The sequence below is a fragment of the Azospirillum tabaci genome, assembly GCF_014596085.1.
Lineage (GTDB): Bacteria > Pseudomonadota > Alphaproteobacteria > Azospirillales > Azospirillaceae > Azospirillum > Azospirillum tabaci.
In genome coordinates this window covers 1-24,778 of the sequence record NZ_JACCJY010000052.1, presented here as the reverse complement: position 1 = coordinate 24,778, position 24,778 = coordinate 1, and the positions used below count along the sequence as shown (strand labels likewise).

Genomic DNA, 24,778 nt, shown 5'->3' with positions numbered 1-24,778 from the left:
TGATCAACGCGGTGATCGACCCCAACGCCGGGTCGGAGAGCGGCAACATCGGCAGCCTCAACCCCACCAGCGCCGTCCGCAAGGGTCCCAAGACGTAACGCCTTCCTAAGTTATAAAAGCAAAAGCCCCCCGGACAAATCGGGGGGCGGTTCCAAACGACTGCACGACATCCCAACGTTACGAAGAATCAGCCTGAGACGAGAGGGGAGGGCGGACATGGACACGGCCATCGTCGCCAAAGACGACAAGAAAAGGCGCGCCATCCATCCCGGTTCGGGGCGCCGGAACACCCGGCCCCAGCCGAAGGGCCGGCAGGTCGATCCGGCGGCCCTGGCGGAGGTGCAGGAACTTCTCGGTGACCGGTCCCGGCAGCGGGACCTGCTGATCGAGCATCTGCACCTGTTGCAGGACACTTACCACGGGCTGCACGCCCGCCACCTCGCGGCGCTGGCCCACGAGATGCGGCTGGCCCTGGTGGAGGTGTACGAGGTGGCGTCCTTCTACGCCCACTTCGACATCGTGATGGACGGGGAGGAAGCCCCTCCGCCCGTGACCGTCCGGGTCTGCGACAGCCTGTCCTGCTGCATGGCCGGCGGCGAGAAGCTGCTCGACGAGTTGAAGGCCGCCGACATGGGGCCGGACGTCCGGGTGGTGCGCGCCCCCTGCATGGGCGCCTGCCACAATGCCCCGGCGGTGGCCATCGGCCACGCCCTGCACGAGAACGCCACGGTCGAGAGCGTGGTGACCGCCGTGAAGAACGGCGAGACGCACCCGCACCTCCCCACCTATGTCAGCCTGGAGCAGTACAAGGCGGAGGGCGGCTACCGCCTGCTGTCCGACTGCCTCGCCGGCAACGTCCCGGTGGACGACATCCTGGGCAAGCTGGAAGGGGCCAACCTGCGCGGCCTCGGCGGCGCCGGCTTCCCCACCGGCCGCAAGTGGCGCTTCGTCCGCCACGAGCCCGGTCCGCGCCTGATGGCGGTGAACGGGGACGAGGGCGAGCCGGGCACCTTCAAGGACCGCTACTATCTGGAGAACGATCCGCACCGCTTCCTGGAAGGGATGCTGATCGGCGCCTGGGTGGTCGAGGCGACCGACGTCTACATCTACCTGCGCGACGAGTACCCGCACATCCGCGAGGTTCTGGAGCGCGAGATCGCCGAGGTTGAGCGGACGGGCCTCGCCGGGCACACCCGCATCCATCTGCGGCGCGGCGCCGGGGCCTACATCTGCGGCGAGGAGTCCGCGATGCTGGAGAGCATCGAGGGCAAGCGCGGCCTGCCGCGGCACAAGCCGCCCTTCCCGTCGGTCGTCGGCCTGTTCGGCCGCCCGACCCTCATCAACAACGTCGAGACGCTGTTCTGGATCAGGGACATTCTTGAGAAGGGCGCCGACTGGTGGGGCAGCCACGGGCGCAACGGCCGCAAGGGCCTGCGCAGCTACTCCGTCTCCGGTCACGTGAAGGACCCGGGCGTGAAGCTGGCCCCCGCCGGCGTCACCATCCGCGAGCTGATCGACGAGTATTGCGGCGGCATGGCCGACGGCCACACGCTGAAGGGCTACCTGCCCGGCGGCGCGTCGGGCGGTATCCTCCCCGCCAGCATGGACGACATCCCGCTGGACTTCGGCACGCTGGAGCAGCACGGCTGCTTCATCGGCTCCGCCGCGGTGGTCGTGCTGTCGGACAAGGACGACATGCGCAAGGTCGTGCGCAACCTGCTGGACTTCTTCGAGGACGAGAGCTGCGGCCAGTGCACGCCCTGCCGCGTCGGAACGGAGAAGGCGGTGGCGCTCATCAAGCAGCCGGTGTGGGACGAGCCGCTCTTGACGGAACTCGCCCGGCTGATGAGCACGGCGTCGATCTGCGGCCTGGGTCAGGCCGCGATGAACCCACTCAAGAGTGCGCTGAAGCACTTCCGCGACGATCTGCGCGGGGAGGTCCGGTGATATGAGCGACCGCATCCTGTTCCACCTCGACGACGAGCTCGTCGAAGCCCACCCCGGCGAGACCATCTGGCAGGTCGCCAACCGCCTGGGCACCGAGATCCCGCATCTCTGCTACGCCGACGAGCCGGGCTACCGCGCGGACGGCAACTGCCGGGCCTGCATGGTCGAGATCGACGGCGAGCGCGCCATGTCGGCCTCCTGCGTGCGCCACCCGACGCCGGGCATGCGCGTCCGCTCGGCCAGCGAGAACGCCAAGTTCGCCCGCAAGATGGTCATTGAGATGCTGGTCGCCGACCAGCCGAAGCGGGAGGAGGCCCACGACCCCGACAGCAAGTTCTGGCGCTGGGCCGACCGCCTGGAGATCTCGGACAGCCGCTTCCCCAGCCGGGAATGCGCGCCGAAGCCCGACTTCAGCCACCCGGCGATGGCGGTGCAGCTCGACGCCTGCATCCAGTGCAACCTGTGCGTCCGCGCCTGCCGCGAGGTCCAGGTCAACGACGTCATCGGCATGGCTCTGCGCGGCCACAAGGAGACGATCGTCTTCGACTTCGCCGACCCGATGGGCGACAGCACCTGCGTCGCCTGCGGCGAGTGCGTCCAGGCCTGCCCGACCGGCGCGCTGATGCCGAAGACCCAGGTGGACCTGAACAGCGGCGTCTTCGCCGCCGCCCCGGACCGCCAGGTCGACAGCGTCTGCCCCTATTGCGGCGTCGGTTGCCAGCTCACCTACAACATCAAGGACGAGAAGCTGCTGTCGGTGACGGGCCGTGACGGTCCCGCCAACAAGAACCGGCTGTGCGTCAAGGGCCGTTTCGGCTTCGATTACATCCACCACCCGCACCGCCTGACCAAGCCGCTGATCCGCAAGGAGGGCGTGTCCAAGCACGACGTGGACATCGACCCGCTCAACCCGCTGACCCATTTCCGCGAGGCGAGCTGGGAGGAGGCCCTGGAGGTCGCCACCGCCGGCCTGCGCAAGATCCGCGACGAGCGGGGCGGCTCGGCGCTCGCCGGGTTCGGTTCGGCCAAGGGCTCCAACGAGGAAGCCTACCTGTTCCAGAAGCTGGTGCGCGTCGGCTTCGGCACCAACAACGTCGACCATTGCACCCGCCTGTGCCACGCCTCCTCGGTGGCGGCGCTGATCGAGGGCATCGGGTCGGGCGCGGTGACCGCTCCCTTCATGGCGGCCAAGGACGCCGAGGTGATCGTCGTCATCGGCTCCAACCCGACGGAGAACCACCCGGTCGCCGCGACCTTCTTCAAGAACGCGGCCAAGCGCGGCGCCAAGCTGGTCATCATGGACCCGCGCGGCCAGGTGCTGAAGCGCCACGCCAGCCACATGCTGCAGTTCAAGCCGGGCCGCGACGTGCCGATGCTGAACGCCATGCTGAACGTCATCATCAGCGAGGGGCTGTACGACGCGCAGTATGTGGCCGAGCACACCCAGGACTTCGAGGAGCTGCGCGCCCACATCGCCAGCTTCACCCCGGAGGCCATGGAGCCGGTCTGCGGCATCCCGGCGGAACAGCTCCGCGAGGTCGCGCGCCTCTACGCCACCTCCAAGGGCTCGATCATCTTCTGGGGCATGGGCGTGTCGCAGCACACCCACGGCACCGACAACGTGCGCTGCCTGATCGCCCTGTCGCTGGTCACCGGCCAGATCGGGCGCCCCGGCACCGGCCTGCACCCGCTGCGCGGCCAGAACAACGTCCAGGGCGCCTCCGACGCCGGCCTGATCCCGATGATGTTCCCGGACTACCGTCCGGTGGACGATCCCGAGGTGCACGCCTTCTACGAGGATTTCTGGGACACCAAGCTCGACTCCAAGCGCGGCCTGACCGTCGTGGAGATCATGGACGCGATCCACGCCGGCTCGCTGAACGGCATGTACGTCATGGGCGAGAACCCGGCCATGTCCGACCCGGACGTGGAGCACGCCCGCGACGCGCTCGCCAAGCTCGACCATCTGGTGGTGCAGGACCTGTTCCTGACCGAGACGGCCAAATACGCCGACGTGGTTCTGCCCGCCTCGGCCTGGCCGGAGAAGACCGGCACGGTGACCAACACCAACCGCCAGGTCCAGCTCGGCCGCCAGGCCCTGCCGCCGCCGGGCGAGGCCCGGCAGGATCTGTGGATCGTCAACGCCATGGCCCGCGGCCTGGGTCTGGACTGGACCTACGAGCATCCGCGCGACGTGTTCCGGGAGATGAAGGGGGCGATGCCGTCGCTCGACAACATCACCTGGGAGCGGCTGGAGCGCGAGCGCTCGGTGACCTACCCCAGCCTGTCCGCGGACGATCCGGGCCAGGAGATCGTGTTCGGCGACGGCTTCCCCACGGCGTCGGGCCGCGGGCGTCTGGTCCCCGCCGACGTGATCCCGCCGGCGGAGGAGCCGGACGCCGAGTTCCCGATGGTCCTGACCACCGGGCGCCAGCTGGAGCATTGGCACACCGGATCGATGACCCGGCGCGCCCAGGTTCTGGACGATCTGGAGCCGGAGGCGGTGGCCTACATGAGCCCGGCGGACCTGCGGCGGATGGGCGCCAAGGGCGGCGACCGCATGAAGGTCACCACCCGGCGCGGCACCATCGAGCTGAAGGCGCGGTCGGACTACAACGTCCCGTCCGGGCTGGTGTTCGTGCCCTTCTGCTACGCCGAGGCGGCGGCCAACGTGCTGACCAACCCGAAGCTGGACCCCTACGGGAAGATTCCCGAGTTCAAGTTCGCCGCGGCCCGGATCGAGCCGGCGGCATAGCCAACCGGCGGCCCCCGTTCCCCGCGAGGGGAGGCGCGGGGGCCGCCACACCCGAGGACGACAACGGCGCGATGCAACAGCGCCGGACGATTTCGAGAGGGATGGGACGATGAAGACGCAAGCGCTGATGATGGCACCCCCGGCCCCGCGGGCCGAAGGCCGCGCGGAAACCGTGGACCGTGCGGCGAAGGGCAATCTTGTGCAGTCGCTGTCGCGGGCACTGAGCATCATGACCATCCTCGGCCAGTCGGACAGCCCGATGAGCCTGACCGCGGTGGCCGAGGCGGCGCAACTCTCGCCCTCCACGGCGCACCGTCTGCTGACCACCCTGCAGGAGGAGCGTTACGTGCGCTTTGACCAGGGCAAGCGCGGCTGGGCGGTCGGGGTGCAGGCCTACATGACCGGCACCGGCTTCCTGAAGACGCGCAGCCTTCTCGACGTCGCCCGCCCGCGCATGCGCCGGCTGATGGAGGAGACCAGCGAGGTCGTGAATCTGGCCGTGGAGGAGAACGGCGAAGCCATCTATCTGCACCGCGTCGGCGGTCCGCGCGTCGCCCAGGCGGCGCTGCCCGTCACCGACCGCACGCTGCTGCACTGTTCCGCGGTGGGCAAGGCGCTGCTCGCCGGCATGCCCGACACGCGGGTGCAGAGCATCGTGACCCAGCGCGGCATGCGCCAGTTCACCCGGACCACCGTGTCGTCGATCCCGGCGCTGCACCGGGAGCTGGTCCTGACGCGCGACCGCGGCTACGCCGTGGACCAGGAGGAGCGGGTCAGCGGCCTGCATTGCGTCGCCGCGGCGATCTACGACGAGCAGGCCCGCGTCATCGGCGCCCTGTCGCTGTCGAGCACCAACCGGCGCCTGGATGACGCTCGCGTCGTGGCCTTCGGCGAGATGGTCAAGCGCACCGCCGCGGCGGTGACCGCCGAGATCGGCGGGCGCTTTCCCACCTGATCCCTGGGCCTGACCCCTGGGCCTGAGCCTCTGACTTAACCCTTACGGAATTCGAATTCGCGCCGGCCGGGAGGCGCGATCCGCCCCGATCCGCAAATCCATCGGATTGGGTCGAGGCGGCTGTTACCCCCGGTTTTCCTTCCTGTCACGTAGTGCTGCCCTGAAGAAACTGACCGCGCCCGCAACGGCGCGGTCTTTTTTTGCCAAATACTTTGTTTCCGCAATGTGGAAACATGTGATTCTCTTGTTGCGCCTCCATGAAGACTCAGGCATCATTCTTCTTACACAGGGTTCATCACCCTTTGTATCGGGCGGGTTGTTGCTCCGCATTATATGCGAGCCTCTCGGATACTGGCCGTGCTGGAAACAGCACGGCCTTTTTATTGCCGGGACGGCACCGGATGGGGAGGCGATGCTGCGGTGCGGCAAAACAGCGCGGATGTTACCGCGGATCAAGCAGGCGCGGGCCAGGACCGTCCTCCGACAGCTCGTCCCAGGGGTTGCGCAGCGGGCATTCGCCGAGCGACAGGCAGCCACAGCCGATGCAGTCCTCCAGCCCGTCGCGCAGCTTGGTGAGCACGGCGATGCGCTCGTCCAGGTCCGCTTTCCAGGCCGCGGACAAGCGTTTCCAGTCCTCTGCGGTGGGGGTGCGGCCGTCCGGCAGGGTCTTCAGCGCCTGCGCGATGGTGGCCAGGGGGACGCCCAGGCGCTGGGCGACCTTGATGACGGCGATGCGCCGGAGCACGTCGCGGGGGAAGCGGCGCTGGTTGCCGCTGCTCCGCCAGCTTGTGATCAGCCCCTTTGATTCGTAGAAGTGGATGGTGGACACTGCCACACCGGAGCGTTCCGCGACCTCGCCCACGGAAAGGTCCTTGTCGATGTCGGCGGGATCGAGAATGGCCATCGCCGGGACTCCCCTGGGGTTCGGAACCTCTTGACCTCAAGTGAAGTTGAGGTCGTATCGAGAGAGAGTCAACAGCGCGCCGCATCGAGGGTAGCCGATGATTTCACCAACCTCCGTCGACTGGACTTCGCTCAACACCCTGCGCGCCACGCCGGGGCCGGAGGTGACGGCTCTGCCGGCCTCGTTCCTTTCGATCACCAAGGCCGCGAACCTGAAGCCGGCCATCGTCCGCCCGGTGCTGGACGGGCTGTTGCGCCAGGGCTTCGTGCGCGAGTACGAAACCCAGTACGGCAAAGCCTACGCCCGCACGCTGGAGGGGAACCAGCGCATCCGCGAAGTGAGGGAGTGGCTGCGGTAAGGTTCGGGACGCTTGGTGGCCCGTGCCTAAATCCGTGAAGACCCTGTCGTCTGACAAGAATCCCATCCCTGTACAAAAAAGAACGGCGCCCCTTTCGAGGCGCCGTCTTCACGAGGTGTGCCGTCAGACTGTCGGGACGCGATCAGACAACCTTGTTGGCGTGCAACTCGGCGATCTGCTCCGAGGTGTAGCCGAGGCTGGCCAGAACCTCGTCGGAGTGCTCGCCGAGCAGCGGCGAACCGGTGATCTCGACGGTCATGTCGGAGAACTTGATCGGGCTGCCGACGGTCAGGTACTTGCCGCGGGCCTTGTGATCGACCTCAACGATCGTGCCGCTCTTGCGGAGCGACGGGCATTCGGCGATTTCCTTCATGGTCAGCACCGGGGCGCACGGGATGTCGAACTTGCGCAGGATGTCGACCGCCTCGTACTTCGTCTTGTCGGCCAGCCAGCCTTCGATGAAGGCGAAGATGTCGAAGATCTTGTCCTGACGCGCCTGAGCGGTGTTGTAGGCCGGATCGTCGATCCACTCCGGCTTGCCGAGAGCCTTACAAATCGGCGCCCAGGCGTGGCCCTGGATGGTGAAGTAGATGTAGGCGTTCGGGTCGGTCTCGGCGCCCTTGCACTTCAGGACCCAGCCCGGCTGGCCGCCACCGCCGGCGTTGCCACCACGCGGAACCACGTCGGAGAACTCGCCGTGCGGGTACTGCGGGTACTCTTCCAGGTAGCCGACGCGGTCGAGACGCTGCTGGTCGCGCAGCTTGACGCGGCAGAGGTTGATGACCGAGTCCTGCATCGACACGGCGACCTTCTGGCCCTTGCCGGTCTTCGAACGGCCCATGAGGGCGGTCAGGATGCCGATGGCGAGGTGCATGCCGGTGTTGCTGTCGCCGAGAGCGGCGGCGCTGACGGTCGGCGGGCCGTCCCAGAAGCCGGTGGTCGAAGCCGCACCGCCGGCGCACTGGGCGACGTTCTCGTAGACCTTCAGGTCCTCGTAATGGTGGCCGTCGCTGAAGCCCTTCACCGAGGCGACGATCATGCCCGGGTTCAGCTCGTTGATGCGCTCCCAGGTGAAGCCCATGCGGTCGAGCGCGCCCGGCCCGAAGTTCTCCACGAGGACGTCGGACTCCTTGATCAGCTTCTCAAGGATTTCCTTGCCCTGCGGGGTCTTGGTGTCCAGCGTCAGCGAGCGCTTGTTGCTGTTCAGCATCGTGAAGTAGAGCGCGTCCGCTTCGGGAATGTCACGGAGCTGGTTGCGGGTGACGTCGCCGGAACCCGGCCGCTCCACCTTGATGACGTCCGCGCCGTACCAGGCGAGGAGCTGCGTGCAGGCGGGGCCGGCCTGAACGTGGGTGAAGTCGATGATCTTGATCCCTTCGAGCGGCTTGCTCATGGCTCGTTTACTCCCTCTCACTTATTGCGATGCCGTTGTTGAGCACTGGACAACACGGACAAACTGGCGGGATGGGTTGTGGGTTACTGGTTTGCGGACTCCAACTCCGACAGGCGTCGGCGGAGCTTGCGCTCCTCGGCCCAGCGGCTGCTCTCGTCGCGGATGATGGCGACGATTCCGGTCACCGTGCCGTCCGGCGCGGTCAGCAGGGCGACCGTGAAGGCGATGGACAGGGCGTGCCCGTCCTTGTGCAGGGCCGGGACGCGCAGCACCTCGCTGCCGTAGCGCGTCTGGCCCGTGCGCATGGTGTTGGCGTAGCCATCCCAATGGCGCTGGCGCTGGCGTTCCGGGATGATGATGTCGAGCGATTGCCCCAGCGCTTCGCCCTCGGCGAAGCCGAACATCCGCTCGGCCGCCGGATTCCACAGAGTAATGGCACCTTCCGCGTCGGACACGACGATCGCGTCCCCGGCGGCCATGACCAACTGTGCGAAATCGACTGTTGCGCTCATGAAAGCACTCGCTCCGACACCGGACCCGAAACCTTCCGGCACCGTCATGTTTTCTTCAAAACACGCCCGCACCGTTGGCTTTGCACTTCGTTTTCGAAGCGCGATGGGATGTGAGATACCGTATACCAGATGCGAAATGCCTGGCAAGCCCTTTTGTGCGTTAGGCGAACTAATCGCGCTCCGGACCTTTCGCGGCAAATGCCGGGGAGTGGGGGAGGGGCGGGAATGGGCATGAAAAAGCCCCCCGGCCGCGACGGCAGGGGGGCTTCTCCATTTCTTTTCGCCGAGGGAGGAGAGGGGACGTTACGTCGCCCGCGCCGTGGGCAGGGTGAAGGACACCGACTCCGGGCGGCCCGGCAGGGAGAGCTGCGCTTCCACCGGGGCGCAACGGCTGACCACGGCGCCGCGGCGCAGGACGAACAGGCGGCTGGCGCGGGTGCGGATCGCCTCCACCGGGTCGGCGGCCTGGAGCACCACGAGATCGGCGTGGCAACCCACCTCCAGCCCGTAGCCGTCGAGGTGCAGCAGCTTGGCCGGGGCCTCCGTCACCGCGCGGAAGCAGGCCAGCATCCCGTCATAGCCGGTCATCTGCCCGACATGCAGTCCCATATGCGCGACCTCCAGCATGTCGCCGGAGCCGAGCGGGTACCAGGGGTCCATCACGCAGTCGTGGCCCAGCGCGACGGTCAGGCCGGCGCCCATCAACTCCGGCACGCGGGTCATGCCGCGGCGCTTGGGGTAGCTGTCGTGGCGGCCCTGGAGCGTGATGTTGATGAGCGGGTTGGCGATGACGCCGAGGTTCGCCTCGACCATCAGCGGGATCAGCTTGGAGACGTAGTAATTGTCCATGGAATGCATGGAGGTGAGGTGCGAGCCGGTCACCCGGCCCTGCATCCCCAGCCGCTGCGTCTCGTAGGCCAGCGTCTCGACATGGCGGGACAGCGGGTCGTCGGACTCGTCGCAATGCATGTCCACCAGCAGCCCGCGCTCCGCCGCGATCTCGCAGAGCAGTTTCACGGAGGCGGCACCGTCGGCCATCGTCCGCTCGAAATGCGGGATGCCGCCGACCACGTCCACGCCCATGTCGAGTGCGCGCTTCAGCAGGTCCACCGCGCCGGGTGCGCGCAGGACGCCGTCCTGCGGGAAGGCGACCAGCTGCAGGTCGAGGTAGGGGGCGACCCGCCGCTTCACCTCCAGCAGCGATTCCACGGCCAGCAGGCGCGGGTCGCAGATGTCCACATGGCTGCGGATCGCCAGCAGGCCACGCGCCACCGCCCAGTCGCAGTAGGCCAGCGCCCGCTCGACGATGGCGTCCTGGACGAGCTGCGGCTTCAGCTCGCCCCACAGCGCGATGCCCTCCAGCAGCGTGCCGGAGCGGTTGACCCGCGGCAGGCCGTAGCTGAGCGTGGAGTCCATATGGAAGTGCGAATCGACGAAGGGCGGCGTGACCAGCCGGCCCGTGGCATCAATCTCCTGGCCCGCCGGGCCGGGCAGGTCCTTCTCCACCGCGGCGATGCGGCCCTCGTGGACGCCGATGTCCATGCCGGTGCGGCCGTCGGGCAGCGTGGCGCGGCGCAGGATCAGATCGAACATCAGCGTTCTCCTTTGCGGTACGGGATCATCAGCGCCCGCGGGTAGGAGGCGCGGCGCGCCACCAGCACCAGCGCCAGGATGCTCAACAGGTAGGGCATCATCAGGAACAGCTGGTAGGGCAGGACGCCCCCCGCCACCTGCTGAAGCCGCAATTGCAGCGCGTCGAAGGCGGCGAACAGCAGCGCGCCCAGCAGCGCCTTGCCGGGCCGCCAGGAGGCGAAGACCACCAGCGCGATGCAGATCCAGCCGCGCCCGTTGACCATGTTGAAGAAGAAGGCGTTGAACGCCGACAGGGTGAGGAAGGCCCCGGCCAGCGCCATCAGCGCGCTTCCCGCCACCACCGCGCCGACGCGCACCGCGGTGACGCTCAGACCCTGGGCCTCAGCCGCCGCCGGATTCTCGCCGACCATCCGCACCGCCAGCCCGACCGGCGTGCGGTAGAGGACGTAGGCGACCACGGCGACGAGGATCAGCGCCATGTAGGTCATCGGCGTCTGGGCCAGTGCGCCGGGCAGGTCCAGCGGCTGGAACGGCTCGACGGTCGGCGGGGTGCTCGCCTGCGGCAGGACGAGGCGGTAGACGAAGTAGGACAGGCTGGTGCCGAGCAGCGTCACGCCGATGCCCGCCACATGCTGCGACAGGCCCAGCGGCACCGTCAGGGTGGCGTGCAGCAGCCCCATCAGCCCGCCGCAGAGTGCCGCCACCAGCACGCCGGTCCACAGGTCGGCCCCCTGGTAGACGGCCATCCAGCCGGCCATGGCGCCCATCGTCATGATGCCTTCGATGCCGAGGTTCAGCACGCCGGCCCGCTCGCACAGAAGCTCGCCCAGCGTGCCGAGGATGTAGGGGGTGGCGATGCGCAGCACCGCCGTCCAGAAGGCGGCGGAGACCAGGATGTCGAGGATCGTTTGGAACAGCTCCATGGCGCTCACCCCCGCCGCAGCCGGTAGCGCGTCAGCAGCCCGGCGACCAGCATGCAGAGCAGGCTGGTGGCGACGAGCACGTCGGCGATGTAGTTGGGCACCGGCATGGCGCGGCTCATGGCGTCGGCGCCGACGAAGATGCCGGCGATGAAGACCGCCGCCCCGACCACGCCCACCGGGTGAAGCTGCGCCAGCATGGCGACGACGATGCCGCTGTAGCCGAAGCCCGGCGACAGGTCGAGCGTCAGGTAGCCCTTCAGCCCGCAGACCTCGATCACGCCGGCCAGACCGGCCAGACCGCCGGACAGCAGCGCGGTGCGCAGCATGACGCGGGTCACCGGCATGCCGGCGAAGGCGGCGGCGCGCGGGTTGGCGCCGACCGCCCGGTTCTCGTAACCCCAGATGGTCCGGGTGTCGATCAGCCAGAGCAGGGCCGACAGGCCCAGCGCGACCAGCAGGCCGGTGTGCAGCCGCGTGCGCTCGACCAGCTTGGGCAGCTCGGCGGCTTCGACGACCGGGGCGGACTGCGGCCAGCCCATGCCCATGGGGTCCTTCAGCGCGCCCTCCAGCAGCATGGAGACGAGCAGCAGGACGATGAAGTTCAGCAGCAGCGTGGTCACCACCTCGTCCACGCCGAAGCGCACCTTCAGCACGGCGGGGCCGAGCAGCGTGGCGCCACCGGCGGCGGCCCCGGCGATCATCACGGTCGGCAGCAGCAGCCAGGCCGGCAGGTCCAGCATGCCGCCGCCCAGCACGACGGCGGCCAGCGCGCCCATGTAGAGCTGCCCCTCCGCCCCGATGTTCCACAGCTTGGCACGGAAGGCCACGGCGGCGGCGAGGCCGGTGAGAATCAGCGGGGTGGCGCGGGTCAGCGTCTCGGTCAGGGCGAAGCGGGAGCCGGCGGCCCCCTCCAGCAGCAGGCCATAGGCGCGCAGCACCGGCGCGCCGGTCCAGGCGACCAGCAGCGCGCAAAGCGCCAGCGCCGCCACCACCGCCGCCACGGGCGCCAGCAGGCGGGCGGCCAGCGGGGTATGCTCTCGCGGTTCAAGCCGCATCGACAATCTCCGGCAAAATCTCCCAATGCCCGGCCATCAGCAGGCCGAGCTGGCGGACCGACACGCGGCCGTGCGGCAGAACGGGGGTGAGGCGCCCGTGATGGGCGACGGTGATGCCGTCGGCCAGCGCCAGGATCTCGTCCAGATCCTCGGAGATCAGCAGCACCCCGGCCCCGGCGGCGCGGGCCTCCAGCAGCCGCCCGTGGACGTAGGACACCGCGCCGACGTCGAGGCCGCGGGTCGGCTGGCTCGCCAGGATCAGGTCCGGACCGTGGGCCAGCGTGCGGCCCAGGATCAGTTTCTGCATGTTGCCGCCGGACAGCAGCTGCGTGCGGGCGTCCGGACCCGGACAGCGCACGTCGAACGCCTCGATCACCTCCTCGGCGTAGGCGCGGGCGGCGCCCCGGCGGATCAGGCCGAAGCGCTGGAAGGCGGGGTCGTGGTAGCGCTCGGCGATCAGGTTCTCCCACACCGCCATCGCCCCGACGAGGCCGGCGGCGTGCCGGTCCTCCGGAATGCGGGCGACGCCGCGCCGGACCATCTCCGCCGGTTCCGCGTTGCCGATGGCCTCGCCCTTCAGCGCCATGGTGCCGGAGTCGGGGTGGATCAGGCCGCTGACCAGCTCGGCCAGCGCGGTCTGCCCGTTGCCCGACACGCCGGCGATGCCGACGATCTGGCGGCGGCGCACGGTCAGGTCCACGCCGTCGAGCAGCGGGCGCCCGTGGCCGGAGGCGACGGTGACGCCGGACAGCGTCAGCACCGGCTCGCCCGGCTCCAGCGGGGCGGGGGTGGGCGGCTTCAGGGCGCGCCCGACCATCAGTTCGGCCAGCTCCTCGCGGTCGGTCTCGGCGGTCCTGCGGGTGGCGACGAGGCGCCCGCCGCGCAGAACGGCGACCGTGTCGCTGGCCGCGAAGACCTCGTTCATCTTGTGGCTGATGAAGACCACGGCCAGACCGTCGGCGGTCAGGCGGCGCAGCGTGTCGAACAGGCTGGCGGATTCCTGTGGGGTCAGCACCGCGGTCGGCTCGTCCAGGATCAGGACGCGGGCGTCGCGGTAGAGCGCCTTCAGGATCTCGGCCCGCTGCCGCTCGCCCACCGACAGGTCGCCGACCAGCGTGTCGGGACGCACCTCCAGCCCGAAGCGGCGGGCGAGGTCGAGCAGCTTCGCCTTGGCGGCGGCGCGGTCGGAGCGCGGGCGCCACAGCGACTCCGTGCCTACGGCGATGTTGTCGAGCACCGACAGGTTGTCGGCGAGCGTGAAGTGCTGGTGGACCATGCCGATTCCGGCGGCCAGCGCCGCGCGGGGGGAGCCGGGGGGGAGCGGCTGGCCGAACGCCTCGATGCTGCCCTCGTCGGCCACGTAATGGCCGAACAGGATGTTCATCAGGGTCGTCTTGCCGGCGCCGTTCTCGCCCAGCAGGGCCAGCACCTCGCCCTTGTGCAGCGTCAGCGAGATGGAATCGTTGGCGACGAGCGGCCCGAACCGCTTCGTGATGCCGGAGAGGCGGAGGACGATGGGGGGTGATGTCATGGATGTCCGCGGGGTGCCGGGGAGGCAATAAAGAACGCAACAAAATTCCCTCTCCCCTTTGGGGAGAGGGCTAGGGTGAGGGGGCGCCCGCAGGGCGGAAACGCGGGCGCACTGCAGCGCGTTCCCGGCCTTGCGCCCGCCCCCTCATCCCGACCTTCTCCCCGGAGGGGAGAAGGAGATGTGGATCACATCGTCGACTTGGGCTCGTTGTCGTTCACCTTCACGGTGAACTTGCCGTCGAGGATCTCCTGCTCGCGCGCCTTCACCTTGGCCATCACGTCGGCGGGAACCTTGCCCTCGAAGGTGCCGAGCGGGGCGAGGCTGGAGCCCTTGTGGACCATCTGGCTGTAGGGGCCGTAATCCTCGGCCTTGTAGCTGCCGGCCTTCACCGCGGCGATGGCGCGGTCCACCGACGGCTCCATGTGCCACAGCGCGCTGGCGACCACGGTCTCCGGGTACTGCGGCTGGGTGTTGATGACGTTGCCGATGGCCAGGACCTTGCGCTCCTTGGCGGCGTCGGACACGCCGAAGCGCTCGGCGTACATCACGTCGGCGCCGCGGTCGATCATCGCGAAGGCGGCTTCCTTGGCCTTCGGCGGGTCGAACCAGGAACCGATGAAGCTGACCATGAACTTCACGTTCGGGTTCACCTCCTTGGCGCCCTCCATGAAGGCGTTCATCAGGCGGTTCACCTCCGGGATCGGGTAGCCGCCGACCATGCCGATGACGTTCGACTTGGACACCGCACCCGCGATCATGCCGGTCAGGTAGGCCGGCTCCTGGATGTAGTTGTCGAAGACCGAGAAGTTCGGCTCCTGCGGCTTGAAGCTTGAGCCCATGACGAAGGCGGTCTTGGGATAGTCCTTCGCGACGGCGCGGGCCGCGCGCTCGACGCCGAAGACCTCGCCGAAGACGAGCTGCTGGCCGCCTTCGGCGTACTGGCGCATCACGCGCTCATAGTCGGTGTTGGCGACCGACTCGGCCCAGACATACTCGATCTCGCCGCGGGCCTCGGCGGCCTTCAGGGCGGTGTGGATGCGGCTGACCCACTGCTGCTCGATCGGCACGGTGTAGATGCCGGCGACCTTGACCTTCGACTGAGCCCAGGCGGGCAGAGCCATCGCCGCAACGGCGGCGGCCGCCGCGCCGCACAGGACGGCGCGCCGCGCCACGCCCAACAGGTTCCCCATTTTGCAACCCCCTCCGTCTGCTTTGCTGTTTCGGCACAGATGTGCAGCAGAGGCGTTGCAACGGCAATGCCATTCCGTGCGCGTCAGCCCTGCTGCGGCTCTCACGGGTCGGCAGGGTGGCATGTGACCAAAAGGGCGGCAACGATTCTCAGCGGGTGCCGTAAAGCCGGTCGCCCGCGTCGCCCAGGCCGGGCAGGATGTAGCCGTTCTCGTCCAGCCGTTCGTCCACCGCGGCGGTGAAGACCGGCACGTCGGGATGCGCGTCGTGGAAGGTGCGCAAGCCCTCCGGGGCGGCCACCAGGATGGCCAGCTTGATGGCGGCCGCACCCGCGTCCTTCAGCCGGTGCACCGCCGCGACGGCCGTGTGGCCGGTGGCGAGCATGGGATCGACCAGGATGACCAGCCGCTCCTCGATGTCCTCCGGAACCTTGAAGAAATACTCGACGGGGGTCAGCGTCTCCTGGTCGCGGTAGAGACCGATGTGCCCGATGCGGGCCGACGGCAGCAGCGTGCGCATGCCGTCCAGCAGCCCTTGCCCGGCCCGCAGGATGGAGACGAGGCACAGCTTCTTGCCGGTCAGCAGCGGCGCATCGAAGCTGGCCAGCGGCGTTTCGACCGGGCGGTCTTCCAGGGGAAGGTCGCGCGTCAGCTCGTAGCCCATGAGCTGCGACACCTCCCGCATCACCTCGTGGAACCGGGCGGTAGGGGTTTCCCGCCGCCGCAGAAGGGTCAGCTTGTGCTGGACCAGAGGGTGGTCGATGACGGTGAGCGTCGGGATGGGCAACGTCGGGTTGGGCATGGGCGACCCTTCGGGTGGTTGACGTCACATCAGAAAACGGTTCCGTCGCTGCGGATGCGGATCGGCGGGCCGCCGCCGGGGCGGCGGTCGCGGGCGATCCGGCGCCCGGCGGTCCAGGTCCCGCCCTGGAGGACCTTGGCGAGGGGGAAGCTCTCCGCGGGCAGGCCCAGCCGGGCGCGCACCGCGTCGGCGAGGCGGTCGAGCAGGGCGACGGTCAGGGCGCGCCACTCCACCACCGCCTCGTCCCCGACCTCCAGCTCGTCGGCGAGGATGCGCGGGTCCTTGGGCACCAGAACGCCGCTGTCCACCAGCAGCCCGCCGTTGCGGTATTCCGGCAGGCCGGTCAGCCGGTCCAGCCCGGTGACGGCGATGCCCGCCTCCTCCAGCGGCTCGACCAGCGAGTAGCTGAGCCATTGCGACAGCTTGTGGAAGGGGACGAGGCCGACCGCCGAATGGCTCCAGGTGTCGCCGAGATTGACGCCGCCGCGCTCGATGCGGCCCGGCCAGATCGGTCCCAGCCCGCGCAGCACCGCCCCCAGGATCGCGGAGGCCGGAAGGGTGCCGTCCCCGGTCTGCGCCTTCAGCGCGTCGTAGAGGTTGCCGACGCGTCCCGGCGTGCCGAACAGCTCCGGTGCGGCGGTCAGCGCGCTTCCCAGCCGGCGCAGCAGCGCCGCGCGCCCCGCCAGCCCGACCAGCGGGTTGTCCGGCCCGGCCTGGAAGCCGCGGGCGAGTGTTTCCTCGGTCATGGCGGAAAGGGTCGCCGCGTCGGCGCGCAGAGGCGCCCTGATCGGATCGTCGGCGAAGCTGCCGGAGCGAAACAGGTCGAAGCTGGCGACGGCCAGCCCTTCGGAGCGGGCCAGTTCGACGCCTTCCTTGTCGCGGTAGCGCCAGCGGTCACCGGCCCCGGCGTCCAGCAGAACGCTGGTCACCGCCAGATCGAAGCGGATGCGCGCAATCTCGTCCGCATCCGCGCCCAGCCCGGCGGACAGCGCCGCCCAGCGGTCTTCCCCCTCCACCACGAAGTGCCGCCAGCGGCTGTGGTAGGGAACCCCCAGGTCCGGGTAGGATTCCCGCGTCACCATGGCCACCAGGGCGGCGGCGTCGCCCAGCCGCTCCGGCTGGTAACCGAAATGGGCGAGATCACCGCGTTCGGCCTTCGCAAGAATCGCGTGGGCGCGCTGCCGCACCGCGTCGGCGGACAGCAACCACGCCACATCGTCTTCGGCGGGCGCGGTCAATCGGTCAGCCCCCGGCCCTTGGCGACGGTCAGTTCCTCCGCGGTCGGCACGGCGGGGGTGAAGTAGCCGGCGGCCTTCTTGGCGTCCATCTCCACCTTGGCGTCGTCGGGGATCAGCTCGTCGGGAATCGGGATCTGCTCCACGATCTCGATGCCGGCGCGGCGGATGGCGTCGGACTTCATGTTGCTCATCGACACCATGCGGTCGATCCGGGTGACGCCCAACCAGTGGAAGACGTCGGGCATCAGCTCCTGGAAGCGCATGTCCTGAACGCCGGCCACGCACTCCGTCCGCTCGAAATAGGCCTCCGCCCGGTCGCCGCCGGGCTGGCGCTTGCGGGCGTTGTAGACCAGGAACTTGGTCACCTCGCCCAGCGCGCGCCCCTCCTTGCGGTTGTAGATGACCAAGCCGGCGCCGTTCTCCTGGGCGGTGCGGATGCACTCCTCGACGCCGTGGGTCAGGTAGGGGCGGCAGGTGCAGATGTCGGAGCCGAAGACGTCCGAGCCGTTGCACTCGTCATGGACCCGGCAGGCGACCTTGCGCGCCGGGTCGGTCAGCGCCGCCACGTCGCCCAGGATGTAGACGGTCAGTCCGTTGATGGGCGGCAGGAAGACCTTCAGGTCGGGGCGGGTCACCAGTTCCGGGAACATGCTGCCGGTGTGCTCGAACAGGCCGCGGCGCAGCGCGCTCTCGGTGATGCCGAAGCGTTTGGCGATGCCGGGCAGGAACCACACCGGCTCGATGGCGACCTTGGTCACGCGCGCGTCGCCGCTCGGCAGCAGGATCTGGCCGTCCGCCGCCAGCCGTCCGGCCCGCATGGCGTCCACCAGCTCCGGCATCTTGATGCGGGCCTTGGTCACGGCGATCGTCGGGCGCACGTCCACGCCGCGCGCCAGATGCTCGCCGAACGCCTCGCTGACCATGTGGCCGAAGGGGTCGATGGAGACGATCTTCTCCGGGTCGCCCCACTGCGGGTGAGGGCCGATGGGCTCCGCCGGGGCGGTGTTGGTCAGGTCCGGCACATGATAGGCGCTGAGCTGCCCGGCCGCGACGGCGAGCGCCCGGTAGACGGCGTAGCTGCCGGCGTGGGCGCCGATGGCGTTGCGCTGCGCCGGGTCGGAAAGGGAAGCGACGACCGGGCCGCGCTCCGCAGCGGTGGGGGCGCCCCAATGGACCGGGGTGTAGCGCGGCTTGGCGCCGCCGGTCGGGTGCGAGGCGAGAACGATGTGACGTTGCGGCTGGTTGCGGCGGCTTTCCATACGGACGCTCCCGATGCCATTCACCATGCGTCAGTGTGACACAGTTTCGGCGCCTGCGAACACCAAATCGAATGGCCGCACTCTCTGACGTTCGTTCGGTTTTCGACCCACCATTCCCGCCAGGAGGCACCCCTTTCGGGGAATAAGGGGTGCCCGAAATTTGTCCCAGCCCGGACGGTTGGAGCCAGAGCTTGGGCGCACGATCTGCTGTTAGGATCGAGTCAACCGATCGCAGAAAAAGGATGCAGGGAATGTCCGTCCACTCAGGCGCGGGCCATTCGGGCGAAAGTGGCGTTGGCAAGCGTGCGCCCGGCAAGCGCGGATGGAGCGTGGCGCTGGGAAGCCTGGTGCTGACCGTCGCGCTGGCCGCTCCCGCCATGGCCGATGACCACAAGCATTGGCGCAAGCACAAGCACAAGCATCATCACCGCGGCCATGGTCCCGTGGTGATCTACGAGCCGCCCCCGCCGGTCGTGGTGATGCGCCGCCCGCCGCCCGTCTATTACGCTCCGGCCCCGCGCGTGGTCTACGCACCGCCGCCGCCGGTCTATTACGCGCCCGCCCCGGGCCTCAGCGTCCAGATGAACATTCCTCTGCGCTGAGGCCGCCGTCCTGCGGAAGGTGGCCCGTGACCGGGCGCACCTTCACCGCAGGATCTTCATTTCAGGACTCGGCAGGGGTCCAAGATCAGCATGTCCACCGGCTCGCCCTCGCCCTTGGCGGGCATGTCCTCGTGCTTGGGAATCAACAGGCAACGCCCATCCTGAAGCAGGACGGCCTTCACCCGGAACCACATCGTCTTCGGATTGCTGCCGAAGGTGATTTCAAACGAATCGCCCGCCGCGATGCGCGCGGGCACCGCGACGTTCCCATACTCTCGGCAGGTGTGGGTGAACACCCAGTTGCGGCACAGCTTGAAGGTGGCCGACCCGCTGGTGGTCACCAGCGACACGCTCTCCCCCATGGCGGGAACCGGGGACGCCTGAGCCGGCGCGCCCGCAAGCGCGGTTGTCAGGGCCACTGCCAAAGCTGCCGTCCAAAGGGCCACCGCCATCCTCATGCCCGTCATCGTCCACCATCCGTCATGGCACGCAGTGTAGCACGCGCGGCTTCGCCCGCGGGTTGACACTTCGGAAGGGCGGGAATCCGCGCCGGCTCACGCCACGCTGTCCACACCGGGACGACAGGCGCACCCCTTGCGTGAAACGGCTGGCCTTCCCCTGTGACCAGGCTGGGGCAGGACCGCCGAACGGTGACGCGGCACGGCGGTGGCAGCGTCCTTGGCGCGTCCCGGCAAACCCAGAACGGGCCTGCTGTTGCGCCGCCGCATCAGGCAAAGCCTGCCGCGGTCCGCTCCTATTTGCCACAAATGATTAACTCATTTTAAGGGAATTGTTAGTATCTCGTTAACGATCTGAGGGCCAGGGTCTAGCCATCGAAACCGCAATGGAATAGACAAATGGCGACGACCTCCACTGGTTTGACCAAGTCCAAAATCGTCGTAAACGCCTATGGCACCTCTTCGGACACTGTGAATCCTCACTTTCGTCTGTTGATCGACGGTAAGGATGTTGGCCAGGCGTCGGTGGGCTCGGCCGATCCGAAAGCCTATACATTCGACGTTGACGTTTCCTCTGGTCAGGCACACAAAGTCCAGGTTGTTTATGACAACGACGACGTGAACGCCGGGTCGAACCGCGACCTGGGCATCACGTCCATCGTCATCAACGGCCACACGCTGAGCCCGACCGACGCGAGCTATGAGCGGCACGACGACACCGGCGGGACCATGGCCGGCCAGGAAGGCCTGTGGTGGAACGGGGCGCTGACCTTCTCCACCCCGTCGTCGCTCTACGGTGCCACGCCCGATACGGCCAATTCCGGCAGCACTCCCGCCGCGCCGGAGGCCGACAGCGCCGCCACGGGCGGCAGCGGCGCTTCCGCCGCCACCGGCTCCTCGACCATCACCATCAACGCCCGCGGCACCGCCGCAGCGGGCCAGAACGCGCACTTCACGGTGCTGGCGGATGGCAAGAAGATCGGCGAGGGCACGGCCGGCACGGACTCGAAAGACTTTTCCTTCAAGACCGACTTGGCCGCCGATCAGGCGCACAAGATCCAGGTCCAGTACGACAACGACACCAACCAGGGCGGCGCCGACCGCAACCTGCATGTCGGCAGCGTGACCATCAACGGCCACGCATACGCCTCGACCGACTCCGCGGTCGGCTATGACAAGGGCGCGCTCGACGGCAAGGACGTCATCAAGGGGCAGGCCGACCTGTGGTGGAACGGCACGCTGGTGGTCGAGGCCGACAAGGGCCTGTTCACCTCCGGTTCCGCGCCCTCCACGGCTCCGAGCACGACCCCGGCCACGCCGACCGCCCCGGTGACGACGCCTTCCACCGACAGCGGCGCCGGGTCCAGCGGCGGCTACCTGCACACCGAGGGCAGCCAGATCGTGGACAGCGCCGGCAACAACGTGAAGCTGACCGGCGTGAACTGGTTCGGCGCGGAGGGCTATGCCTTCGCCCCGCAGGGGCTGTGGCAGGACAGCTACAAGAACATCATGGACCAGATGCAGGGCCAGGGGTTCAACACCATCCGCCTGCCCTGGTCGGACGCCATGCTGGACAACGGCCGCATGCCGACCGGCATCGACTATTCGAAGAACCCGGAGCTTCAGGGCAAAACCAGCCTCGAGGTGTTCGACAAGATCATCGAATACGCCGATCAGACCGGCATGAAGATCATCCTCGACCACCACCGCTCCGGCGACGGCGCCTCGGCCAACGAGAACGGGCTCTGGTACACCAGCCAGTATCCGGAATCGAAGATGATCGAGAACTGGAAGATGCTGGCCCAGCGCTACGCCGACAACCCATCGGTCGTCGCCGCCGACCTGCACAACGAGCCGCACGGCCAGGCCACCTGGGGCGACGGCAACCAGGCCACTGACTGGAAGGCCGCGGCGGAGCGCATCGGCAACGCCGTGCAGTCGGTCAACCCGAACTGGCTGCTGATCGTCGAGGGCGTCGAGAACTCGTCCGAGGGCACCTACTGGTGGGGCGGCAACCTGGACGGCGTGAAGACCGACCCGGTCGATTTCAACATCGACAACAAGCTGGTCTATTCCGTCCACGACTATCCGCCGTCGATGGCCGGCTTCGGCTGGTTCGACGACCCCAGCTATCCGAACAACATGAAGGACATCTGGACGGACGCTTGGGGCTGGATCGTCCAGAAGGACATCGCGCCGGTCCTGGTCGGCGAGTTCGGCACCAAGCTGGAGACCGGCCAGGACAAGCAGTGGCTCGACGCCATGGTCAAGTACATGGACGGCGACTACAACGGCGACGGCAAGTCCGATCTGGCGGCGGGCGACCAGGGCGTCAGCTTCACCTACTGGGCCTGGAGCCCCGGCTCGGGCGACACCGGCGGCATCATGACCGACGACTGGGCGGTGAACACCGCGAAGATGAGCGCCATCGAGCCGGCCCTGTTCGACGGCACCATCGCCTGATCACAAGGTCCGATCGCGAAGGGACATGCCCGGCACCGGACGGCCTCCGGCGCCGGGCATGTCCCGTTTTCAAACGCCGCGCTTACGCCGAGGCCGCACCGCGCGGGCGGAACAACGCCTCCGCCTCGGCCCGCGGGTCGCGGAGGAGGGGGGCCGGTTGTCCCGGACGCCCGCCGGCCAGAATGGCGACCGTTTCGGCCAGCCACAGATAGGGGCCGCTGCGTCCGGCTTCGGGAAGGCGGGACAGGTCGCGCAGATAATTGCCGACCGCCTGGGTCAGCGCCTGCTCGCCCGTGGCGCCCTGCACCCGTCCGGCAGCGGCGGCGAAGCGGCGGCGCTCCTCCGCGTCCGTCTTGACGCGCTCCTCCACGGCCTTCAGAAGCGCCGCCCGGGTGCGGGGACCGTTCAGCAGGTTCAGAGCCATCACGACCGGATCGACCGGCCTCGCGGGGCGCGAAGCGGAGTCCCCCACCGTACGCCGCGGGTCGGCCCAGCGGCGCGTCGAATGTCCGTGCTGCATGGAATGTCTGGCTTTCTTTCCCCAGAAGGGCCGAGCAGCCCTTCAGATGGTGTAGGTTCCCTCGAACAGGTCGCCGAGCGCCAGGCGCATCAGGGACCGGGTCCGGGTGACGCGCCGATGCTCGTCGCGCGCGGTGACCATATGACAACGTCGGCACAGCCACCGCCGTTCCATGGCCTTTTCGGCGGACATTTCGATGGCCGCCGCGCGGCGGCGGCGGTACAGCCCGACGATGCTCCGCGAGGTCCTCACACCGGCATACTCGACCACGTCCGGCCAGGGCGCCGGGTCACCCTCGTCGCTGAACCAGAGGCCGTCGGGCGATAGCCAGCGGCCATCGGGCAGGCAACGCAACGTATGACCATGCGGACGCCCGCAATGCTCGCACCGCGGAGCGGCCGGGCGGGGGACGATGGAACGGTCCTGATGTTCGGCGGGACGGTCGATGAGGCGGGCCATTCTGACCAGGGATGGTGGCTGCGAACAAAACCAAAACTGAATCTAGCGCATCGCACGGTCCGTGGGAATCCCCAACGATGGCCCGCCCGCGGTAATTCTTCGATCGCAGATTATGACGAAAGCCGTGTGCGCTGGCCGCCCCGGCACCTTTCGCGGGACCCGGCCGCCGCTTTTGCAAGCCGGTGGGGCTGCCGATAGCATTTTGCCTCTGGTTCCTATGCGCCACTGCCTATACGCTGTCAGACAAATCGGAGCTATAGGTCATGGAAAAGGTAACAGTGCCGCAGACTTCGGCCGCGTCCGTCCCCGACAATTCCACCAGCGGTGGTGTGAAACAGCGCGTGGACTTCGAACTGAATGGCGTCCGCATCGTCGCTTTCCTAGACAGCGACCAGCCCACCCAGCCCGGCGGCATCATGTGGCCGCAGGTTGCCGAATCCTACGCCGCGGAGCAGGGGATCGGCATGAGCGACGCCCGCTGGTACAGCGTGCAGCCCTACCGTTTCGCGAACGGGCGCCCCAACGTCAACGAATACCGCCCCAACGGCCAGACCTGGAAATTCGAGACCAACCTGAACACGGCGGCGGAGATCGTCCGCCGCCTGGGCCTGAACCTCGATTCCCTGCCGCTCGACATCTGATCCCGGCCGATCTTGGTGATGCCGGGCGCTCACGCGCTTAGCATGGCAATACCGGGCGCTCACGCGCCCGGGGGCACCACGAAGCAGGCCATGCCTATGCCCGTCAGGCCGGCGCAACTCTGCGCCGCGTCCTGTTGCGTCAGGCCGGTCAGCCGGGCGCGGTAGAGTGGCCCGTTCTGGGTGTCCACGGTCTGGACCACCCGCTCCGTGCGGCTCAGCGTTCCCGGCATGGACCGGCGCGCCCGGTCGATGATGCGGGCGCTGTCGTCGGGCGACCGGAAGGCGCCGAGCTGGACGGTCCAGCCGCCTGCCGAGGCGACCTTCACCGGCAGCGGCGTGGCCGCGATGACCGGCGGGGGCAGGGGGGCGACCGGCGGGGCCGGAACCGGAGTCACCGGCACCACCGGGGCCGGCGCGGCGGCGATTGGCGGCGGCGGCGTGACGGGCAGGCTGGCGACCTCCACCGTGCCGCCGGTGGTGCCACCCTCCAGACGCGGCGACACCGACGCGATGTAGCGCCGCGTCTCGCCGGGCAGGCGGCGGTTGCCCGCCAGATAGTCGGCGTAGCAGCCGGGCCCGCAATTGTAGGCGCCGAGGAAGCCCGGCGACCCGAACAGATCGTACATCTCCCTGAGATAGGCGGTGCCCGCAAGGATGTTGTCGCGCGGGTGATAGGGGTCGGACCCCAGCCCGTGTTTGCGGCGCATCTCCGAATAGGTCACCGGCATCACCTGCATCAGGCCCATGGCGCCGGCATGGCTGGTGATGGGGCGCCCGTTCATCATGGTGCGCCCGCCGCTCTCCTGGCGGATGACCTCGCGAATCCACTGCTCCGGCATCCCGAAGCGGCGCGAGGCCTCCGCGATGTGTGCGTCGATGTTGGTGTCGCGGGAGGAGGATGACGGATCGCTGGCGCACGCCGCGAGAAGGCCGGACAGAAGGGCCGCCGTCAGGAGCGATTTTCTGAAACGCACAGTGCCGTCCACCTGTTGTGACGATCGATCGGATGACCGGTGGGTGACCGGGACGGCAAGATTGCACATTTCCCTCAAATCCTGAATGGCCCTGTCTGTGACCAATGGTTCATTGTGACGCTGGCGTTTCGGAAAAAATGCGGAGCGATGAAAAAAGCTCTTGCCGGTCTCGGCCGAGCCGCCTATAACCCGGCTCCCACGACGCCGGGGCCGCTGAGAAGCGCGACGGCGGCAAGGGAACGGCAGAGA

Annotated in this window: 23 protein-coding genes; 8 read left to right on the top strand and 15 right to left on the bottom strand. The window is 68.4% G+C overall.

Annotation, left to right across the window (positions count from 1 at the left end):
• The first annotated feature begins 216 nt into the window (after positions 1 to 216).
• The 3 genes from H0B54_RS28565 (at position 217) to H0B54_RS28555 (ending at position 5,657) form a co-directional block, all read left to right on the top strand.
• Positions 217 to 1,947, top strand: coding sequence for an NAD(P)H-dependent oxidoreductase subunit E (locus H0B54_RS28565; protein WP_188263156.1), 1,731 nt, complete (start codon positions 217 to 219; stop codon positions 1,945 to 1,947).
• Between the two features lies 1 nt (position 1,948).
• Positions 1,949 to 4,702, top strand: coding sequence for a formate dehydrogenase subunit alpha (gene fdhF, locus H0B54_RS28560; protein ID WP_188263155.1), 2,754 nt, complete (start codon positions 1,949 to 1,951; stop codon positions 4,700 to 4,702).
• 109 nt (positions 4,703 to 4,811) lie between these two features.
• The gene (locus H0B54_RS28555) at positions 4,812 to 5,657 is read left to right on the top strand and encodes an IclR family transcriptional regulator (RefSeq protein ID WP_188263154.1); all 846 of its coding nucleotides are present in this window, start codon (positions 4,812 to 4,814) and stop codon (positions 5,655 to 5,657) included.
• A gap of 442 nt (positions 5,658 to 6,099) precedes the next feature.
• Here H0B54_RS28555 and soxR read toward each other — a convergent pair whose 3' ends face one another.
• Entirely contained in the window at positions 6,100 to 6,561 is a 462-nt protein-coding gene (soxR, locus tag H0B54_RS28550) for a redox-sensitive transcriptional activator SoxR (RefSeq protein WP_094307306.1), read from the bottom strand.
• Positions 6,562 to 6,658: 97 nt separating this feature from the next.
• Between soxR and H0B54_RS28545 the strand changes: the two genes are divergently transcribed.
• The gene (locus tag H0B54_RS28545) at positions 6,659 to 6,919 is read left to right on the top strand and encodes a hypothetical protein (RefSeq protein ID WP_188263153.1); all 261 of its coding nucleotides are present in this window, start codon (positions 6,659 to 6,661) and stop codon (positions 6,917 to 6,919) included.
• Positions 6,920 to 7,061: 142 nt separating this feature from the next.
• Here the strand turns inward: H0B54_RS28545 and frc are convergent, their stop codons facing one another.
• The 10 genes from frc to H0B54_RS28495 form a co-directional block, all read right to left on the bottom strand.
• Positions 7,062 to 8,312: a formyl-CoA transferase gene (gene frc, locus H0B54_RS28540; protein WP_188263152.1), complete on the bottom strand. Its 1,251-nt coding sequence runs from the start codon at positions 8,310 to 8,312 to the stop codon at positions 7,062 to 7,064.
• 83 nt (positions 8,313 to 8,395) lie between these two features.
• Complete coding sequence (locus H0B54_RS28535; RefSeq protein ID WP_188263151.1) at positions 8,396 to 8,824, bottom strand: PAS domain-containing protein; 429 nt, start codon at positions 8,822 to 8,824, stop codon at positions 8,396 to 8,398.
• A 303-nt stretch (positions 8,825 to 9,127) separates the two neighbouring features.
• Positions 9,128 to 10,417, bottom strand: a complete 1,290-nt coding sequence (locus H0B54_RS28530) for an amidohydrolase family protein (protein WP_188263150.1) — start codon at positions 10,415 to 10,417, stop codon at positions 9,128 to 9,130.
• On the bottom strand, positions 10,417 to 11,340 hold the full coding sequence (locus H0B54_RS28525; protein WP_109469380.1) for an ABC transporter permease: 924 nt from the start codon (positions 11,338 to 11,340) through the stop codon (positions 10,417 to 10,419). The genes H0B54_RS28530 and H0B54_RS28525 overlap by 1 nt, the downstream gene beginning before the upstream one ends.
• Positions 11,341 to 11,345: 5 nt before the next feature.
• The gene (locus H0B54_RS28520; RefSeq protein ID WP_014200097.1) at positions 11,346 to 12,395 is read right to left on the bottom strand and encodes an ABC transporter permease; all 1,050 of its coding nucleotides are present in this window, start codon (positions 12,393 to 12,395) and stop codon (positions 11,346 to 11,348) included.
• Complete coding sequence (locus H0B54_RS28515) at positions 12,385 to 13,926, bottom strand: ABC transporter ATP-binding protein (protein WP_188263149.1); 1,542 nt, start codon at positions 13,924 to 13,926, stop codon at positions 12,385 to 12,387. The genes H0B54_RS28520 and H0B54_RS28515 overlap by 11 nt, the downstream gene beginning before the upstream one ends.
• Before the next feature lie 185 nt (positions 13,927 to 14,111).
• Complete coding sequence (locus H0B54_RS28510) at positions 14,112 to 15,116, bottom strand: BMP family protein (RefSeq protein WP_137142825.1); 1,005 nt, start codon at positions 15,114 to 15,116, stop codon at positions 14,112 to 14,114.
• 148 nt (positions 15,117 to 15,264) lie between these two features.
• A complete protein-coding gene (gene upp / locus H0B54_RS28505) occupies positions 15,265 to 15,915 on the bottom strand; it encodes a uracil phosphoribosyltransferase (protein ID WP_188263148.1) in 651 nt (216 codons plus the stop codon).
• A gap of 29 nt (positions 15,916 to 15,944) precedes the next feature.
• Complete coding sequence (locus H0B54_RS28500; RefSeq protein WP_188263147.1) at positions 15,945 to 17,153, bottom strand: URC4/urg3 family protein; 1,209 nt, start codon at positions 17,151 to 17,153, stop codon at positions 15,945 to 15,947.
• On the bottom strand, positions 17,150 to 18,412 hold the full coding sequence (locus H0B54_RS28495) for a GTP cyclohydrolase II (RefSeq protein WP_188263146.1): 1,263 nt from the start codon (positions 18,410 to 18,412) through the stop codon (positions 17,150 to 17,152). Before H0B54_RS28495 ends, H0B54_RS28500 begins: the two co-directional genes overlap by 4 nt.
• A 329-nt stretch (positions 18,413 to 18,741) precedes the next feature.
• Between H0B54_RS28495 and H0B54_RS28490 the strand changes: the two genes are divergently transcribed.
• Positions 18,742 to 19,014, top strand: a complete 273-nt coding sequence (locus tag H0B54_RS28490; protein ID WP_246472945.1) for a hypothetical protein — start codon at positions 18,742 to 18,744, stop codon at positions 19,012 to 19,014.
• 56 nt (positions 19,015 to 19,070) lie between these two features.
• Here H0B54_RS28490 and H0B54_RS28485 read toward each other — a convergent pair whose 3' ends face one another.
• Positions 19,071 to 19,481, bottom strand: coding sequence for a hypothetical protein (locus H0B54_RS28485; protein ID WP_094307318.1), 411 nt, complete (start codon positions 19,479 to 19,481; stop codon positions 19,071 to 19,073).
• Between the two features lie 390 nt (positions 19,482 to 19,871).
• On the opposite strand from H0B54_RS28485, the gene H0B54_RS28480 reads away from it, so the two are divergent.
• Positions 19,872 to 21,935 (top strand): cellulase family glycosylhydrolase, encoded by a 2,064-nt coding sequence (locus H0B54_RS28480; protein WP_188263144.1) that lies wholly within the window; start codon positions 19,872 to 19,874, stop codon positions 21,933 to 21,935.
• A gap of 82 nt (positions 21,936 to 22,017) precedes the next feature.
• Here the strand turns inward: H0B54_RS28480 and H0B54_RS28475 are convergent, their stop codons facing one another.
• Both H0B54_RS28475 and H0B54_RS28470 read right to left on the bottom strand, forming a co-directional pair.
• Positions 22,018 to 22,455 carry a hypothetical protein gene (locus tag H0B54_RS28475; protein ID WP_188263143.1) on the bottom strand — a complete coding sequence of 146 codons (438 nt, stop codon included), beginning with the start codon at positions 22,453 to 22,455 and terminating at the stop codon, positions 22,018 to 22,020.
• A 42-nt stretch (positions 22,456 to 22,497) separates the two neighbouring features.
• A complete protein-coding gene (locus tag H0B54_RS28470) occupies positions 22,498 to 22,914 on the bottom strand; it encodes a hypothetical protein (protein ID WP_188263142.1) in 417 nt (138 codons plus the stop codon).
• Positions 22,915 to 23,177: 263 nt separating this feature from the next.
• On the opposite strand from H0B54_RS28470, the gene H0B54_RS28465 reads away from it, so the two are divergent.
• Entirely contained in the window at positions 23,178 to 23,555 is a 378-nt protein-coding gene (locus H0B54_RS28465) for a hypothetical protein (protein ID WP_094307322.1), read from the top strand.
• 59 nt (positions 23,556 to 23,614) lie between these two features.
• On the opposite strand, the gene H0B54_RS28460 is transcribed toward H0B54_RS28465, so the two are convergent.
• A complete protein-coding gene (locus H0B54_RS28460; RefSeq protein ID WP_188263141.1) occupies positions 23,615 to 24,529 on the bottom strand; it encodes a transglycosylase SLT domain-containing protein in 915 nt (304 codons plus the stop codon).
• 39 nt (positions 24,530 to 24,568) lie between these two features.
• Here H0B54_RS28460 and H0B54_RS29575 point away from each other — a divergent pair.
• Positions 24,569 to 24,778: hypothetical protein (locus tag H0B54_RS29575; RefSeq protein ID WP_211109616.1), on the top strand; the 210-nt coding region annotated here is incomplete at its 3' end.